We start from the raw sequence: 15,553 nt of genomic DNA, 5'->3' as shown, positions 1-15,553 counted from the left end.
CAAATAGCCCTTATACCGAAATCATCACGCATCCAGTATAAGGGCTGATTAAAGATTAACGAACGACTTCTAACTGGCCGTTAGCTTTACCTACCGCACGCCATTCAGGAACATACATCGATTCCACTTGTGGAGCCGGGATAGAATATACCCCCGGTGTCACGGCACGCGCCAAATAGACTAATGTTGTCGGTCTATATTGCTCAACCTCAACGGCTGCCACAAAGCGATCATCCCGATATTCCATATGGTTGACTTGTGATTGTTGCATATCATCAATCACTTCCTGCAAGTTTGGCGCAGTTTCACTCAGATTAGCACTACTATTTGCTAAGTTCTGGTTTTCAAGCTCTAAGCCAGCAGGCAATAAATCAACCACTAAAGCATCAGGTACTCTTTGTGAAGCATTAACTTCTAATTTCACCACGACCATTTCACCTGTTCTTAAACGATCGAGTGAAATTGGACGACCTTGCAGATCTAAATAGGTTCGTTTCACATTCAACACATTCGAACTTGGTGTTGGCGTATACAATGGATAACCCACTACGTTCAATTGGCCATACAACGTGTTCGTTCCTGTATTTTCGATACTATAACCTGTTTTTAGCTGCTCTTTAGTTAAAAACTCATTGATAGGCTTATCTGAGGTCATCGGTGGTTGTTGACCATTAATGACCGCTTTCCATGGGGTTTCTGTATTATTCACATAATAACGTCCCGCCAAGTACAGCGCATTGCTCTCTTGAGTTGAGAAGTACTGTTGAGATACCAAGTTGTTTGAAAGAATTTGCAGTTTTTGATCACGTGCTTTTGTCATCAATTGGTATTCATTCAGTAACGCAACGATCATCGCATCATCACGAATGATTGAGCCATAATCCCCACTGTAGCTGTAACGAGCTCGCTGCTTTTTCAACCCATCAGCAATTACATTATCACCCCGTGTTTTATCGCCCATCAAATTTAAAGCGATACCCAACTGTACTAGTGGCAACCCACTATTGGCTTCCTGACTTCTTGAGTAGAGTTGTCGTAATGCTCCGAGAGGCGCCTTTTGCTGTGTTGCAAGTACTAAGCCCGCATAGGCTTGGGCTGCAAAACGTGCGGCTGATTGATCATCTACATAGGGGTAATTAATTTGATTACCATCTTGTAAATAGCTCAATAAACGACTATTAGCATTGGTTAATGCCTCTTTCGGCACCGTATAACCACGCTGATTTGCTCGGTTAAGGAAATCCGCAGCATATGCCGTTAGCCAGTACTCTTCTCTACCGTTACGATCCCATAACGAGAAACCACCATCAGGACGTTGCATGCTTAATAAATGAGGGATCCCCAATTCAATGGCTTTGCGACGGTCATCATCTGTCTGCGATTTTATACCTAACTTATTCAGCTCTGCTTGTGAAGAGTATAACGATGGATACAAGCCACTGATTGTCTGCTCAAGACAGCCATATGGATAAGCAAATAGCTCACGAATATAGCGGGCAATCTGCAATGGTGGACGGCTAGTTAGTAAAACTTGACCTTCGAGCGTATTAGGGGAGAGACCTTGTAAATTCTCGGTTGGTAATGACCATTGCTCACCCGGCTCAATAGCAACAGCATAAGAGACCGTTTCCGCAGGCTGTGCAGGGCGAACCCCAACTTTCCAACTATTGCTATACGCTTTCAATGATTCATCTGGCAAATCAATACCATTGATTGTCATTGAAACCTCACCCTGACCATAACCATAATCCGCGCGAACTGGCAACGTTACCGTTGTACGTTTACCTTTCACTAAGGCTAGCTCTTTCGTGGCGGTTCCTTCTAATTTCACCATTCCAGAGGCTTTAAAAGTCACTGTCACATTTTGTGTATTGTCCGTCGTGTTAGTGAGATCTAATGAGAAGTAAGATTTATCACCACCAGCCATAAAACGTGGCATCGACATTTGAGTGATAAGCGGCGCCGCTACCACGACTTTACTATCAGCATGACCAAAATCCTTCTCATTCCATGCTTGAGCCATTACGCGCAACTCACCATTAAAATCAGGGATCGGTAAGCTAATTTCACCTTCACCATTTTTATCTAATGTGACAGGTGCCGCCTGTTCCGCAATGATTTGCACTTCTGTAAGTGGCTTCATTCCACCACGATCTAATGAAGTATCTTCACCATCACCACCAAAACGTAAATTTGCTAACTTACCTTGGCCTTCAATGAGGTGACCGTACACATCGTACTGATCGACACTGTAACGTTTACGACCAAAGAAGGCGTCATACGGATCGGGCGTTTTAAAATCAGTAATGTTCAACACGCCAGTATCCACAGCAGATAGCAATACATTGACTTTTTCAGGTAATGGCTTGCCATCTTGTGCCGTCGCTTTCACTTTAACGATAAGGTCTTGGTTTGGACGCATTTGGGTTGGTGCTGAGAGCGCTAATCCAATCTTGCGATTTTCATCCGCTAACGGAAGATGAAGTACCCCAATCGCTCGCTTAACCGTTGCCTCTTTCGAGTCATCTCCTGGACGAACAACGACCGCAGTAATGTATAGGTCATGGCGAGCCCACTCTTTATTCACTGGTACCTCAATTTCCATTCCTTTTTCAGGAACATCAATTTCTTGCCACCACAGTGGACCATTACTTGATTCAAGTAAAATATAACCTTTACCCGCTTTTGGTGATTCCACACGAACTTTTGCTTTTTCACCCGGTAAATAAGCCGGTTTATTTAAACTCAGCTTAACTTGATCAGGGCGCACAGCCCCATTACCGCCCGTATTGTCTTGCCATGAATAACCGGCCCAAAACGGTAGACTGGTGACTAATTGGTTATTTTCATTGATAACCTCAAGACGGAAGGCACCCCAATCAACAGGAAATGAGACTTTTGTTGTCTGACCTTGACTAATCTTGATGTTTTCATTGGCCATCACTAAATCTTTTTGATCATAGTTTGATGTCCAACCACCACTTTCAGACCAATTCCAATAATAATCACGACGCTCATAAATTAGGCGTGCAGTTAAATTGTTGGCCTCTAATTTATTTCCGGCAGCATCAGCAAAGACAAGCTCAAACTCCGCTAAAGAATTTTCATCAACATTATAGCGTTGGGCATAGCGGTCAGTTCGATAATCATAAATTTCCTTTTTATTGAATAATGGGCGAATACCCACCATCTCCCTTGCTGGCCATACGGCTTGCTCAGCACGACGGGTCACCGGACGCCCGCCCGCCTCCAATAGACTAACTTGCGCAATAACTTTTATTGGGGAGCGTAAAGATTCCCAATTACTTTGTGGCACACTAATGGCGGTTTCACCCGTATCATCTAGCGTTAAATCGAATTCATCAAGCTTACGTTGCAACCCTTCTTCGCTCGCAAAACCAAATTCAAATCCAGGTAATTTAGCTACGGCTTCACGATCAGGACGAATAAATATTTGCCCTTGAAGTTCATTACCCGCGGCGGGTGCACCATATAAATAGCGGCCTTGAATATCAAACTCAACAGGCTGATTATTCAAAATAGGTTTATCTTTTGTAGTGACATCTAATGCCATGCGTTCAGGCATAAAGTCTTCAACATTGAATTTATAGTAACGTAGTGGTGACCCGTCACCTAAATCAAAGCGTAATGACCAGCCCCCCGTTTCCGCTGATTGAGGAATTTCATACTGGTATTGATACAAACCATCATGGTCTTTCTCAGGTTGCCACACAAAACTTCTAACAACCTGTCCATCCGTTTTTAAAACATCCACTTTAACAGGTTGCGCTTTAAGTGGATTTCCATCACCGTCGCGTAATAACCCATTAACCAATAACAGTTCACCTGGGCGATATAAGTCACGTGGCCCAAACACAAAAAATTGTTTTGCGTATCCAGTAGGGCCTGAAATATCAAATTCAGAGAGGTCTAAAGCAGGTTGAGTGAGGTCAATCATGCTCGTTTGCCCATCAAGGGTCGCTAGCAATAATTTTCCACCCGCCAATTTATCTAATTTGGCATGCCCCTCGCTATCAGTAGTCGCTTGGTTAACCAATTGACCTTTTTCATCAAGGATACGCAGCTCAACACCTTTAAGGGCGGAACCTTTTGCGAGCGATTGTGTAAAAACATCGACCTGATCTTGATAGCTATGCAGTGAGACCCCTATGTCACTCAGGGTGAATACTGTTGCAGGGAACTGATAACTGTAGCTACCCGCTTTTTGCATGATAGCTAGGTAGACGCCGTCTTGCTGTAGCTCTTTAATGTCTTTTAAAGGTAGTAAAACGGTTTGGCGAGTGTTTTTATCAGGATTGAGGTCAAAGCGCCCTGTATAAGCAAGTTCGGTTTTATTGAGAAACTCTTCTGAATACCAATATTCATAGTTACTACGGTATTGCCACATTGACAGAAATTGTGGTAATTGCTTTTCGTCAATACGGAAAAAATTCACATCGACTTTATCTACATTCAGCGCAATAACGGGCAATCCTTGTGCTACTTTGCTCGGTAATAAGGAGCCTTTGCTTGCAAAACCAACTGTTGGGATAATCTGTGCTGTTTGCAGTTTTTTCTCAAATGGTTGCTCTATCGTACGCCCATTTATCGCCTTAATCCCTGTATTTACTGTGAGATTTAACTCTCTTGATGGCGGTAAGTGACGAAAACGTAACTCCATTTTATTATCGGATAGTTCCCAAGCACCATCCAATTTTCCTGATTTCACATCAACTAAGTTTAAATATTGACTAAAATCTTGCTCCTCATATAGCGGCACAGAGAAGGTGACAACCATTGCGCTTGCCCCATCTAGTTGCAACTCAGAGGCATCAAGAATAGTTAACTCTTTACCCGCATAGCGCTTCATCATTTCAGCTGCTGATAATTTCGGCGTAGCTCCCTTTGCCGCCGCTAACGGTGCCGTTTGAATCACTTTTTCTGTCGTTGCACTTTTTTCGGCTACGACGCTGTTTTCTTTACTATTTGTGTTGTCTGAATTATCACAACCTGTTAGTGCAATAACTGAGGCTAATGCTGCTACAATATAACGTTTTTTTGTTTTTAGACCCGCCAATGAAGCCCAACGAATATGTTGATTCATGACCGATTCTTCCTTTTATAGTTAATATATGGTGCTTTTACTTCCATCTATAAGTTGGAAGCTACAGAAATCTTGGCTGGATGTTAAAATAAGCAAAGACTGAGATAGTGCGTAAATCGGTTACACAATTTAACAGATTGTGCGATTAGTACCTATAAGACAAAGCGGAAAAAACCCTAACTATTTTAGGCATCAGTACAGATAAAACAGATATTAACGCACATAAGATAATCCATTAATGTATCAGTAGGCGGTGTTGTGATGATTTTGTAAGATACAAAGAAAAAATAGAGCCCTTCACATCAACAAAGCAGAGCGCCTGTCACATCACTGGAGGGAAATAAGTTCTTCTTGGCTTAGCCCTGTACTTTCCATAATTAACTCAAGACTAATTCCATTTTTTAAAAGTGTTCTAGCGGTGGCAAGATTTGCCTCATGTTTGCCTTTTTCAATACCTTTTTCAATACCTTTTTCAATGCCCTCTTCCAGGCCTTGTTGATGCCCTTTTTCCCAGCCTGCTTTTACACCTTTATCTTGCAAACGTTGTGCAATATTCATAATAACCTCTTGATGCTTTTCAGTTTTTTCACTCAACTGTTGGACTATTTTCTCAACATTTTCTGCATCCATCGTAAAAAATAGATAGTTGAGAATAGTGATGACATCGCTATCAGTATTATAGTGATTATTGAGCGCTTGAGCCAATAGGGAGATCACATGCTCACTTTCCTCCCGCAAATGCTTATGTTTCATAGCCAATTCCATAATTGCAACCTTACGATAATTAACAATTTCATTATCATCAATAACCGTGACATCGACTAAAGGAAAAGAACGTGTGTACAAGTTATTAGCCACATCCGCGAGAGGAAAACAGTCAGTCCATAATTGTGAATATGGATAAGGTGAACTCTCCCCGTGATAAAACAAAACAGGTACGACTAGCGGCAAGTTCTTATGCCCTTGTTGCAAATGCTGATTCATCGCTAAAAATGCATAATGCATTAATCGCCATGCCATCAATTTGTCTGGTGAAGATTGATGTTCGACGAGTAAGTAAATATACCCTTCTCCTTCTGTCGTTTGAACTGAATACAACACATCTGATAATCGTGAACGCAATTGTTTGTCTATGAAAGAAGAATTAGTGAGAGTTAATGTTTCAAAATCACATAATGCATGAATATGCTCTGGTAAATGAAAATGAAAAAAATCTTTAGCATTTTCTATTTGCGCCATGAAACCTTTAAATGCCGCATCGTGAGCTGAGTGTCGTTGTACTTTCTTCATTAGCGAACCTTATCTAAGCAGACCTATAAAAATCATTGTGATATTTATTTGCAGGCGATTTTGGTGATTGCCTTAGAAGGGAGCATCGTATTTTAAATGACCACTATAACTCGTCATATATTAAGTCGTTACTGACTACACTCACACTAGCCATATCGTTATCGACACAGCAATATTTATGACTTTAAACTATTTAACCATCAATATGGACGATGTACCCTACTATTTGTCATTACATGACAAACCTATCATCTCAATACTGAAAAGGTCATTAGTCGCTCAATTAACTCACGACAAAAGTTTCTCTGAAAAATAGCATGATTCTGAAACGCTATATGTAATGACGCTCGCTGCTTAGGTTATTTAAGCTATTGGTTTAATGAGGGATAACTACCCCACAGTGGGCCACTAACCCACTGCAGAAGCTTATTTGGTGTTTTTAATTGGGATTGAATCACGTAACCAACTGCCTAACTTACGTTGATAGAAAGGTTGAATATGTTCGGTAATAAAATGGCTAATACCCTTTTCTGCTTCATTAACTAAACAAAAATCAATGGACTCATTATCGTCTAAATATTCACACGCTAATGTTCCCGCTTGATGAATAATCTCATCGATATTCTCAGTTCCTGGCACAAACTCTAATGCCACCATTAAAATAGCTTCATCACCCTCTTGGTTTTCTTCTTGGGCAGATACTAAAAAGGCACGGCGTACCACCTTATGCTGTTTAAAACATTCAGTTAAGACCCCTACTAATGCTTCAGGCTCTTCTTCAAGTGCGCTTAATTTTAACGATGCCCCTTGAGGAATAACCAACTCAGTAAATTCGATATTGTTATCGTTACTAAAAGGTTTATTCGATTCGGATTGCTGCGACATGCTTATGCCTCATAGAAAAATAATTAACCCTATAATAAAAAAACGGGCACGAAAAGTCGCCCCCTTCGTCCCCGCTAATGTTTATTAAGATAAAACTTTTTAGCCTGCTTTTTTCATCAGTAAGTTTGCTATCGTTCTTACACCAATTCCCGTTGCACCTTCAGCCCACAGGCTCACTGGTGATTTACGGTACGTTGCTGAACAATCAATATGCACCCAGTTTTGACGATAATTCTCAACAAAATGGGATAGGAATGCGGCTGCGGTACTTGCACCTGCTGTATGGGATGGTGCAGCAATGTTATTTAGGTCAGCAAACCCCGACGGCAATTGCTGGCGGTGGAATTCAGCCAGTGGTAAGCGCCAAAACAGTTCAAACTCTTCATTTGAAGCATCCATAAGCTCAGCAACCAGTTTATCATCAAAGCTAAGCACTGAATGATAGTCGTTGCCAACTGCGGTTTTTGCAGCCCCCGTTAAAGTTGCCGCATCAATAATCAGCGATGGCTGCTCTTTACTTGCATCAATCAAGCCATCAGCCAAAACTAAACGACCTTCTGCATCTGTGTTCATCACTTCAACAGACTTACCATTGCGGTAACGGATGATATCACCTAATTTAAAGGCATTACTGCTAACCATATTGTCAGCCAAGCAAAGGAACAATTTAACGCGTTTTTTCAGACCACGATTAATAGCGAGTGCCAGAGAACCAACCAGCGTTGCTGCCCCACCCATATCTGCTTTCATTGAGTTCATGGATGATGAAGGTTTGATACTATAGCCACCTGAATCAAATGTGATCCCTTTCCCAACTAAGCAGGCAAAAACAGCCGCGTGGGGGTTGCCTGTAGGGTTGTAATCTAACGCTAATAAAGCAGGCGCACGGCTTGAACCACGACCTACCGTATGAATACCTGCATACCCTTGCTCAAGTAGATCATCACCTTTAATGATACGGTAACTGATATCTTCAGCATTAATATGACACAACAAATCAATCGCCCGTTGCGCCAGTTGCTCTGGCCCTAACTCATCCGCTGGCGCATTGATCACATCGCGTACCCAATCAATTGTACGGATACGGTTTTCTAATTCTTGGCGATCCGCTTCTGGCAAAACTGGCCACTCTATTGTTCTTGCCCCTTTTGGTGCACGGAAACCTTGCCAAAATGCCCAACTTTTTTCTAGATCCCAACCTTCACCCGTTAAAGAAACATTACGAATACCTTGGCTATCCAATTTACGCCCTGCACTTTGTACCGCGCACAACTTACCCGGATGCTTTAAATGAATAGTTATTCCTTTATCGCCAGAACTCACTAACGCCCCTTCACCCCAACAAGGTGCCGCGGCTTCAAATGAAATCATTACTGGCATAATTTGTTTTGTCATCGTTTCTCCCACTTTATCTGTATCTGTTTTTTACAGGCAGCTCTTGTCTAAATCAGTCGCTGATAGAAGTAACTTAACCGATTAACGGCCAAATAGGTATCAAGATAGTGCTCATAAATAAAAACCGGACGAGTTGCCCGGTTTATCTATCAAATTTGAAAATTATTCGAACTCATCCAACCAAACCAATAAAATGGCTTCTAAGATTTTCTCGTTGGATTTTTGTGGATCATCGTCGAACTCTTCTAATTCACAAATCCATTGGTGCATATCCGTAAAGCGCACAGTTTTTGGATCCAAATCAGGATACGCATCGTACAGTGCTTCACCGATTTCTCGGCTATTCGACCATTTAAGGCTCATATTTGCTTCCCCACACAGCGGATTATATCAGTATTAATGCTCACGAGCGTGATTAATTGTATATTTTGGGATCTCAACAACCAAATCTTCGTCAGCGACCAAAGCTTGGCAGCTTAAGCGACTTTCTGGTTCTAATCCCCATGCCTTATCCAGCATGTCATCTTCTAATTCGCTGCTCTCTTCGAGAGAATCAAAGCCTTCGCGAACAATACAGTGACAAGTTGTACAAGCACATGATTTTTCACATGCATGTTCAAGTTCAATGCCAACTCGCAATGCTGCATTTAAAATTGACTCGCCCTGTTGTGCATCAACAACTGCACCTTCCGGACATAATTCTGTATGAGGTAGAAAAACTATTTTAGGCATAATTATATCTCATCCACAGATTGGCCTGATAGCGCTTGGCGAATAGAAGCATCCATTCGACGCGCCGCAAACCCCTGTGATTGCTTATCCAGTTGTTTAATGGCATTTTCAATAGCAGTAGGGTCTGTGCCTTCTACTGCTTCAATTAATATATTGACGGCATTATCAATCGCTGACTCTTCGTCGGGAGTCAATAGATTAGCATCTTGCTCTAATGCACTAGTCAAACTCTCAAGCACTCTTGCTGCTTCAACTTTTTGTTCCGCTAAACGGCGCGCATTTAAATCATCTTGCGCATTAGCCATTGAATCTTTAATCATGCTTGAAATTTCAGTATCAGTTAACCCATATGAGGGCTTCACCTGAATAGAAGCGGCTACTCCCGTCGATTTTTCCATTGCACTGACGCTTAACAAGCCATCCGCATCCACTTGGAAAGTGACACGAATATGAGCACCACCAGCAGCCATTGGCGGAATATCGCGTAATGAAAAACGTGCTAATGAACGGCAATCTGAAACCATTTCACGCTCACCTTGTACCACATGCACAGACATCGCTGTTTGCCCGTCTTTAAACGTCGTAAACTCTTGGGCACGTGCTACAGGTATCGTGGTATTACGAGGGATAATTTTTTCGACTAATCCCCCCATCGTTTCAAGACCTAACGACAATGGGATAACATCTAACAGCAACATGTCACTATCAGGCTTATTGCCCACTAAAATATCAGCTTGGATGGCTGCACCAATGGCTACTACTTTGTCAGGATCAATCGAAGTTAATGGTTGTTTACCAAAAAATTCACCAACCTTATTTCTGACTAAAGGTACGCGGGTAGAGCCACCAACCATCACCACATTTAACACGTCATCAGCATCTACTTGTGCATCTTTCAATGCACGACGGCAGGCCATTAATGTGCGTTTCACATGGTTTTGTATTAACTGTTCAAACACCTCACGCTGAATTTCTCCTTGCCATTGTGGTAATGAAATTTGTGCGGTTTCAGCCTCACTAAGTGCGATTTTCGCTTCGGTTGCAGCATTCAGTAATTGACGATTTAAATGGTGGTCACCTTGTGTCTGAATACCTGCTTGCTCGGCAATCCATTTGGCTAATGCTTGGTCAAAATCATCGCCGCCCAGTGCGGTATCGCCCCCTGTAGCAAGGACTTCAAACACGCCACGACTTAGGCGCAAAATAGAAACATCAAATGTTCCGCCTCCTAAATCATAAACAGCGATGACCCCTTCTTGGCCTGAATCAAGACCATAGGCAATAGCCGCCGCTGTCGGTTCATTTAATAAACGGAGAACATGTAAACCGGCAAGGCGGGCTGCATCTTTTGTTCCTTGGCGTTGTGCGTCATCGAAATAAGCGGGTACGGTGATCACGACACCATCCATTTCTCCGCCTAATGTTTCTTCCGCTCTCTTTGCTAGCGTTTTTAAAATATCTGAAGAAACTTGGATCGGATCAACTTGCCCTGCTGCCGTTTGAATAAAAGGAAGCCCATTTTCACTAGCAGTGAAACGATAAGGTAGGTCGGGATAACGTTGTTGGATGTCAGCCAATGAACGCCCCATCATTCTTTTTACCGAAATAATGGTATTAACAGGGTCACGCTCTGCTAGCTGTTTTGCCGCCCAGCCCACTTGTTTATTATCGGATTGATAATTGACGACCGATGGTAGTAAATAACGCCCATCATGATCAGGTAAAGCCGTTGCTTCACCGCTACGTACCGTGGCGACCAAAGAGTGAGTCGTACCAAGATCAATCCCCGCCGCCAATTTACGTTGATGTGGTGCGGCTGTCATGCCTGGTTCGCTGATTTGAAGTAAAGCCATAATCGTTTCTCTTAAAAATCATCCAGTAAACGTTCTTCGAGTTGTTCAGCTTGTTGCTGTAATTTATCGAGAAAACGCAATTTACGTACCGTATCTGCCGCCAATTCCCACTGTGCACTATCGAGTTGCTCAACCATCAATGCGGAACGTGTTTTTTGCATTTGTTTTACTTTCGTCATGAACGCTGTAAGCAAATCAGTCGCATTATTATGGTGCTCAATATTATCGAGCTCTTCTCGTAGCTCTAATTGCTCCATTAAGAATGCAGTGTCGTGCATAGTATGTTGTTCGTTATTAATATCAATCCCTTGTAGTAATAACATATATTCGGCACGTTTTAGTGGATGACGAAGAGCTTGGTAAGCCGCATTGATCGTTGCCGCTTGTTGAAGCGCTTGCATTTTTTCCTGTTCCGTACAGGCAGCAAAGCGATCTGGATGGTATTGGCGCTGTAGCGATTGAAAACGTTGCGTTAATTGTTCATTATCGATCGCATAGTTGGGCGTTAACCCAAAAAGAGTAAAATAATCCATAAGTACTTAGTTTCTCGAACTGACGCACTCATGCACTTCGTCTAGTTAGCTATCAAAACTCACTCACAATGTTAAATAATCAGCGCGAATATTCACTTTCGATAGGTGTCAGGAGCCACGAAATGCATTAGTTAAAAATATTGCCTATAAAAAGACATTATACGTGAAAGCTTTCACCACAACCGCACTCACTGCTGACATTGGGGTTATTGAATTTAAAACCTTCATTTAAGCCTTCTTTGACAAAATCTAGCTCAGTACCGTCTAAGTAGACAATGCTTTTACCATCAACGATCACTTTGACACCTTTATCTTCAAAAACGGTATCTTCTTCATTGATAATATCTGCAAATTCGAGAATATAGGCCATGCCTGAGCAACCTGATGTTCTGACACCAAGGCGTAAACCTTCACCTTTACCACGGCTTGCGAGGAAAGCTTGAATACGTTGCGCAGCACTTTCTGTTAGAGAAATAGACATTGCGAACCTCACTATAGAAACAAACAAGGCAGATACTCACTAATTGGTAGCATCCGCCTTAAAAATTAATCAATTATACCGACCGATGTTTTCATCACACGGATTTTAGTTATTTATGTCCATGTGCCCATTAGCCGGAATTAAAGCCTTATTTGCCTTGGCGTTTGCTTTTATAATCCGCAATGGCTGCTTTAATTGCATCTTCAGCAAGAATCGAACAGTGAATTTTCACTGGTGGTAATTCTAGCTCTTCAGCGATAGCTGTATTTTTAATCGCTTCGGCTTCATCTAAGCTTTTACCTTTCATCCACTCAGTGACAAGTGAACTTGAAGCAATTGCTGAGCCACAGCCGTAAGTCTTGAAACGCGCATCTTCGATGATTCCATTATCATTTACTTTGATTTGCAGTTTCATCACATCACCACAAGCTGGCGCGCCAACCATCCCGCTACCTACGCTTGGGTCGTTATTGTCGAATGAACCCACATTACGTGGATTTTCATAATGATCGATGACTTTTTCACTATATGCCATTTTTAAACTCCTGAAACTGTCTGATTAATGGTGAGACCATTCGATGCTGTTAAGATCTACGCCGTCTTTGAACATTTCCCATAAAGGAGACAGTTCACGTAAGTGGCCAATTGCGCCATGAATCTGTTTGATTGCATAGTCAATTTCTTCTTCTGTTGTAAAGCGACCTAAAGAAAAACGAATAGAACTGTGAGCAAGTTCATCATTCATTCCAAGGGCACGTAGAACATAAGAAGGTTCTAGGCTTGCAGAAGTACATGCAGAGCCAGATGATACCGCTAAATCTTTAAGAGACATCATCAGCGATTCACCTTCAACATAGTTGAAGCTGACATTCAGAATGTGTGGAGCACCGTTCTCTAAATCACCATTGAGGTAAACTTCTTCAATATCTTTAATGCCATTCCAAAGACGCATGCGCAGTTTACGTAAGCGTGCTGACTCCTCAGCCATTTCTTCTTTTGCGATACGGTAAGCCTCACCCATCCCAACGATTTGATGGACAGGTAATGTACCAGAACGCATACCACGCTCATGACCACCACCGTGTTGTTGAGCTTCAAGGCGAACACGTGGTTTTCGACGCACATACAAAGCACCGATACCCATAGGGCCATACAGTTTATGTGCAGAGAATGACATCAAATCCACTTTCAGAGTGGACAGGTCGATAGGGAGTTTACCAACACTTTGAGTGGCGTCGACATGGAAAATAATGTTGCGGCTACGGCACATTTCACCGATGGCTGCGATATCTTGAACGACACCAATTTCATTATTCACATGCATAATAGAAACAAGGATAGTATCGTCGCGTAAAGCAGCTTCTAAATCTTTCAGGTCAATCAAACCATTGCTTTGTGGTGCAAGGTAAGTCACTTCAAACCCTTCACGCTCAAGCTGGCGGCAGGTGTCTAAAACTGCTTTGTGCTCTGTTTTACAAGTGACAATGTGCTTTCCTTTCTTTTGATAGAAATTAGCGGCACCTTTGATAGCTAAGTTATCAGATTCTGTTGCACCTGAAGTAAAGACAATTTCGCGTGGATCGGCATTCACCAATTCTGCGATTTGATTACGTGCAATATCAACGGCCTCTTCTGCTTGCCACCCAAAACGGTGAGAGCGCGAAGCGGGGTTACCAAAAATGCCGTCCATTGTTAGACATTGCATCATTTTTTCAGCAACACGTGGGTCAACGGGTGTTGTTGCTGAATAATCAAGATAAATCGGTAATTTCATTGCTCACTTACTCCAAAAGACAAAATTGTCTTCATTTTCTAACGATACCTATGATGATCATTCATTCGAACCCCATCACTTTGTGTATCAACTGCAATTTATTAAAATATTATATAATTAAGCACGGACATTAATAATCGTTTCAGGTGAAAGACCACCTAATGTTGCCCGACGTTTTTCGTTATCTTGTCTATCGGCGACATCTATGACTTCTTGATTTTTCACTAATTCATCAAGGCTAATGCTGCTTAGGAAGCTTGTGATCCTATCGCTCAAATCACGCCACAGCGCATGCGTTAGACAACGGTCACCATTTTGACAACCTTCTTTGTTGCCTTGACAACGTGTCGCATCAACAGATTCATCAACCGCGGCAATTACTTGAGCAACAAAAATTTGATCAGCATCGCGGCCTAGCAAATAACCACCACCTGGGCCACGAACACTCGAAACAAGCTCGTTTTTGCGTAGACGAGCGAAAAGTTGCTCAAGATAAGAGAGGGAAATTCCCTGACGCTCAGAAATATCAGCTAAAGGTACAGGCCCTGTCTGAGAGTGTAATGCGACATCTAACATCGCCGTTACTGCATAACGCCCTTTGGAAGTGAGTCTCATAACATATACTCCGTGGTAAAATATTGCCCAATTGTGACATTCCCGACTAATTTAGTCAACTATTTACCTGACTAATTTACTCAAGTATTTTTCACGGAGTGATAACTCATTTTTTTGCCCATTTTTCCATTGAAGTCAGGATACCACGTAAAATATGTAGCTCCTGAGTTTCAATGTGTGCACGGGTGTATAAACGTCTCAATTTATTCATAATTAGACCCGGATGCGCCTTACGAATAAACCCTGATTCATTCAACACACTTTCAAGATGCACATAAAAACGCTCAATATCTTCTACCGGCGGATATTCTACCTCATCCTCCTCCGAGTTCACTGCGTTTTTTTCCTCTAGGGCTAAATAGGCCATGCGAATTTCGTAACTGACCAACTGAACCGCCATCGCAAGGTTTAATGAACCATATTCAGGATTGGTAGGTATATAAAGATGGTACTGGCATTTTTGCAGCTCTTCATTGGTCAGCCCAATACGCTCACGGCCAAAAATTATGGCAACAGGCGCCGTTTTCGCTTGCATCACTGATTTTTCGCCACATTCACGCGGTGCAACCATCGGCCAAGAAAGTGTCCGAGAGCGCGCGCTCGTGCCAATGACTAATTTACACCCTTCTAGAGCTTCATCCAATGAATTGACTATCGTGGCATTGCCAATAACATCGCTGGCTCCTGCAGAAAGCGCAATCGCATGCGAGTCAGGCTGTACTTGTGGATTAACGAGATAAAGGTTGGATAAACCCATGGTTTTCATGGCTCTAGCAGTAGAGCCCATATTGCCAGTGTGTGAGGTCTCAACAAGGATAATGCGGATATTGTCTAACATGGTTTAGTCGTTTTTCTAAAAAATAATCGCAAGAGTCTAACACAAAATTGCTT

13 protein-coding genes are annotated in these 15,553 nt (G+C 42.2%); all 13 read right to left on the bottom strand.

Translation table 11 applies throughout. The annotated features are described in order from the left end of the window. Positions 1-55: 55 nt before the first annotated feature. The 13 genes from PSF11_RS11140 to trmJ all read right to left on the bottom strand — a co-directional run bounded on the left by PSF11_RS11140 (position 56) and on the right by trmJ (position 15,500). Positions 56-5,104, bottom strand: coding sequence for an alpha-2-macroglobulin family protein (locus PSF11_RS11140; protein WP_072502415.1), 5,049 nt, complete (start codon positions 5,102-5,104; stop codon positions 56-58). 327 nt (positions 5,105-5,431) lie between these two features. Continuing rightward, a complete protein-coding gene (locus tag PSF11_RS11135; RefSeq protein ID WP_014656319.1) occupies positions 5,432-6,394 on the bottom strand; it encodes an Rpn family recombination-promoting nuclease/putative transposase in 963 nt (320 codons plus the stop codon). A 426-nt stretch (positions 6,395-6,820) separates the two neighbouring features. Further along, positions 6,821-7,279: an enhanced serine sensitivity protein SseB C-terminal domain-containing protein gene (locus PSF11_RS11130; RefSeq protein WP_004921371.1), complete on the bottom strand. Its 459-nt coding sequence runs from the start codon at positions 7,277-7,279 to the stop codon at positions 6,821-6,823. Positions 7,280-7,378: 99 nt separating this feature from the next. Beyond that, a complete protein-coding gene (pepB, locus tag PSF11_RS11125; protein WP_004921373.1) occupies positions 7,379-8,674 on the bottom strand; it encodes an aminopeptidase PepB in 1,296 nt (431 codons plus the stop codon). 162 nt (positions 8,675-8,836) lie between these two features. Continuing rightward, a complete protein-coding gene (iscX, locus tag PSF11_RS11120; protein WP_004921376.1) occupies positions 8,837-9,037 on the bottom strand; it encodes a Fe-S cluster assembly protein IscX in 201 nt (66 codons plus the stop codon). Positions 9,038-9,070: 33 nt separating this feature from the next. Further along, on the bottom strand, positions 9,071-9,406 hold the full coding sequence (fdx, locus tag PSF11_RS11115) for an ISC system 2Fe-2S type ferredoxin (RefSeq protein WP_004921377.1): 336 nt from the start codon (positions 9,404-9,406) through the stop codon (positions 9,071-9,073). Between the two features lie 2 nt (positions 9,407-9,408). Beyond that, positions 9,409-11,259, bottom strand: a complete 1,851-nt coding sequence (hscA, locus tag PSF11_RS11110) for a Fe-S protein assembly chaperone HscA (RefSeq protein ID WP_004921379.1) — start codon at positions 11,257-11,259, stop codon at positions 9,409-9,411. Between the two features lie 11 nt (positions 11,260-11,270). Next, positions 11,271-11,792, bottom strand: a complete 522-nt coding sequence (gene hscB / locus PSF11_RS11105; protein WP_004921381.1) for a co-chaperone HscB — start codon at positions 11,790-11,792, stop codon at positions 11,271-11,273. Between the two features lie 157 nt (positions 11,793-11,949). Then, the gene (gene iscA / locus PSF11_RS11100; RefSeq protein WP_004921385.1) at positions 11,950-12,273 is read right to left on the bottom strand and encodes an iron-sulfur cluster assembly protein IscA; all 324 of its coding nucleotides are present in this window, start codon (positions 12,271-12,273) and stop codon (positions 11,950-11,952) included. Between the two features lie 148 nt (positions 12,274-12,421). Beyond that, the gene (gene iscU, locus PSF11_RS11095) at positions 12,422-12,808 is read right to left on the bottom strand and encodes a Fe-S cluster assembly scaffold IscU (RefSeq protein WP_004921389.1); all 387 of its coding nucleotides are present in this window, start codon (positions 12,806-12,808) and stop codon (positions 12,422-12,424) included. 24 nt (positions 12,809-12,832) lie between these two features. Continuing rightward, positions 12,833-14,047, bottom strand: a complete 1,215-nt coding sequence (locus PSF11_RS11090) for an IscS subfamily cysteine desulfurase (protein WP_014656323.1) — start codon at positions 14,045-14,047, stop codon at positions 12,833-12,835. A gap of 117 nt (positions 14,048-14,164) precedes the next feature. Continuing rightward, positions 14,165-14,662: a Fe-S cluster assembly transcriptional regulator IscR gene (gene iscR / locus PSF11_RS11085; protein ID WP_004921396.1), complete on the bottom strand. Its 498-nt coding sequence runs from the start codon at positions 14,660-14,662 to the stop codon at positions 14,165-14,167. 106 nt (positions 14,663-14,768) lie between these two features. Beyond that, entirely contained in the window at positions 14,769-15,500 is a 732-nt protein-coding gene (gene trmJ, locus PSF11_RS11080) for a tRNA (cytosine(32)/uridine(32)-2'-O)-methyltransferase TrmJ (RefSeq protein ID WP_004921401.1), read from the bottom strand. Positions 15,501-15,553: the final 53 nt, after the last annotated feature.

This window comes from Providencia sp. PROV119 (assembly GCF_028482435.1).
In the GTDB taxonomy this organism is placed as follows: Bacteria; Pseudomonadota; Gammaproteobacteria; order Enterobacterales; family Enterobacteriaceae; genus Providencia; species Providencia stuartii.
This window is presented reverse-complemented; position numbering and strand designations above follow the sequence as displayed.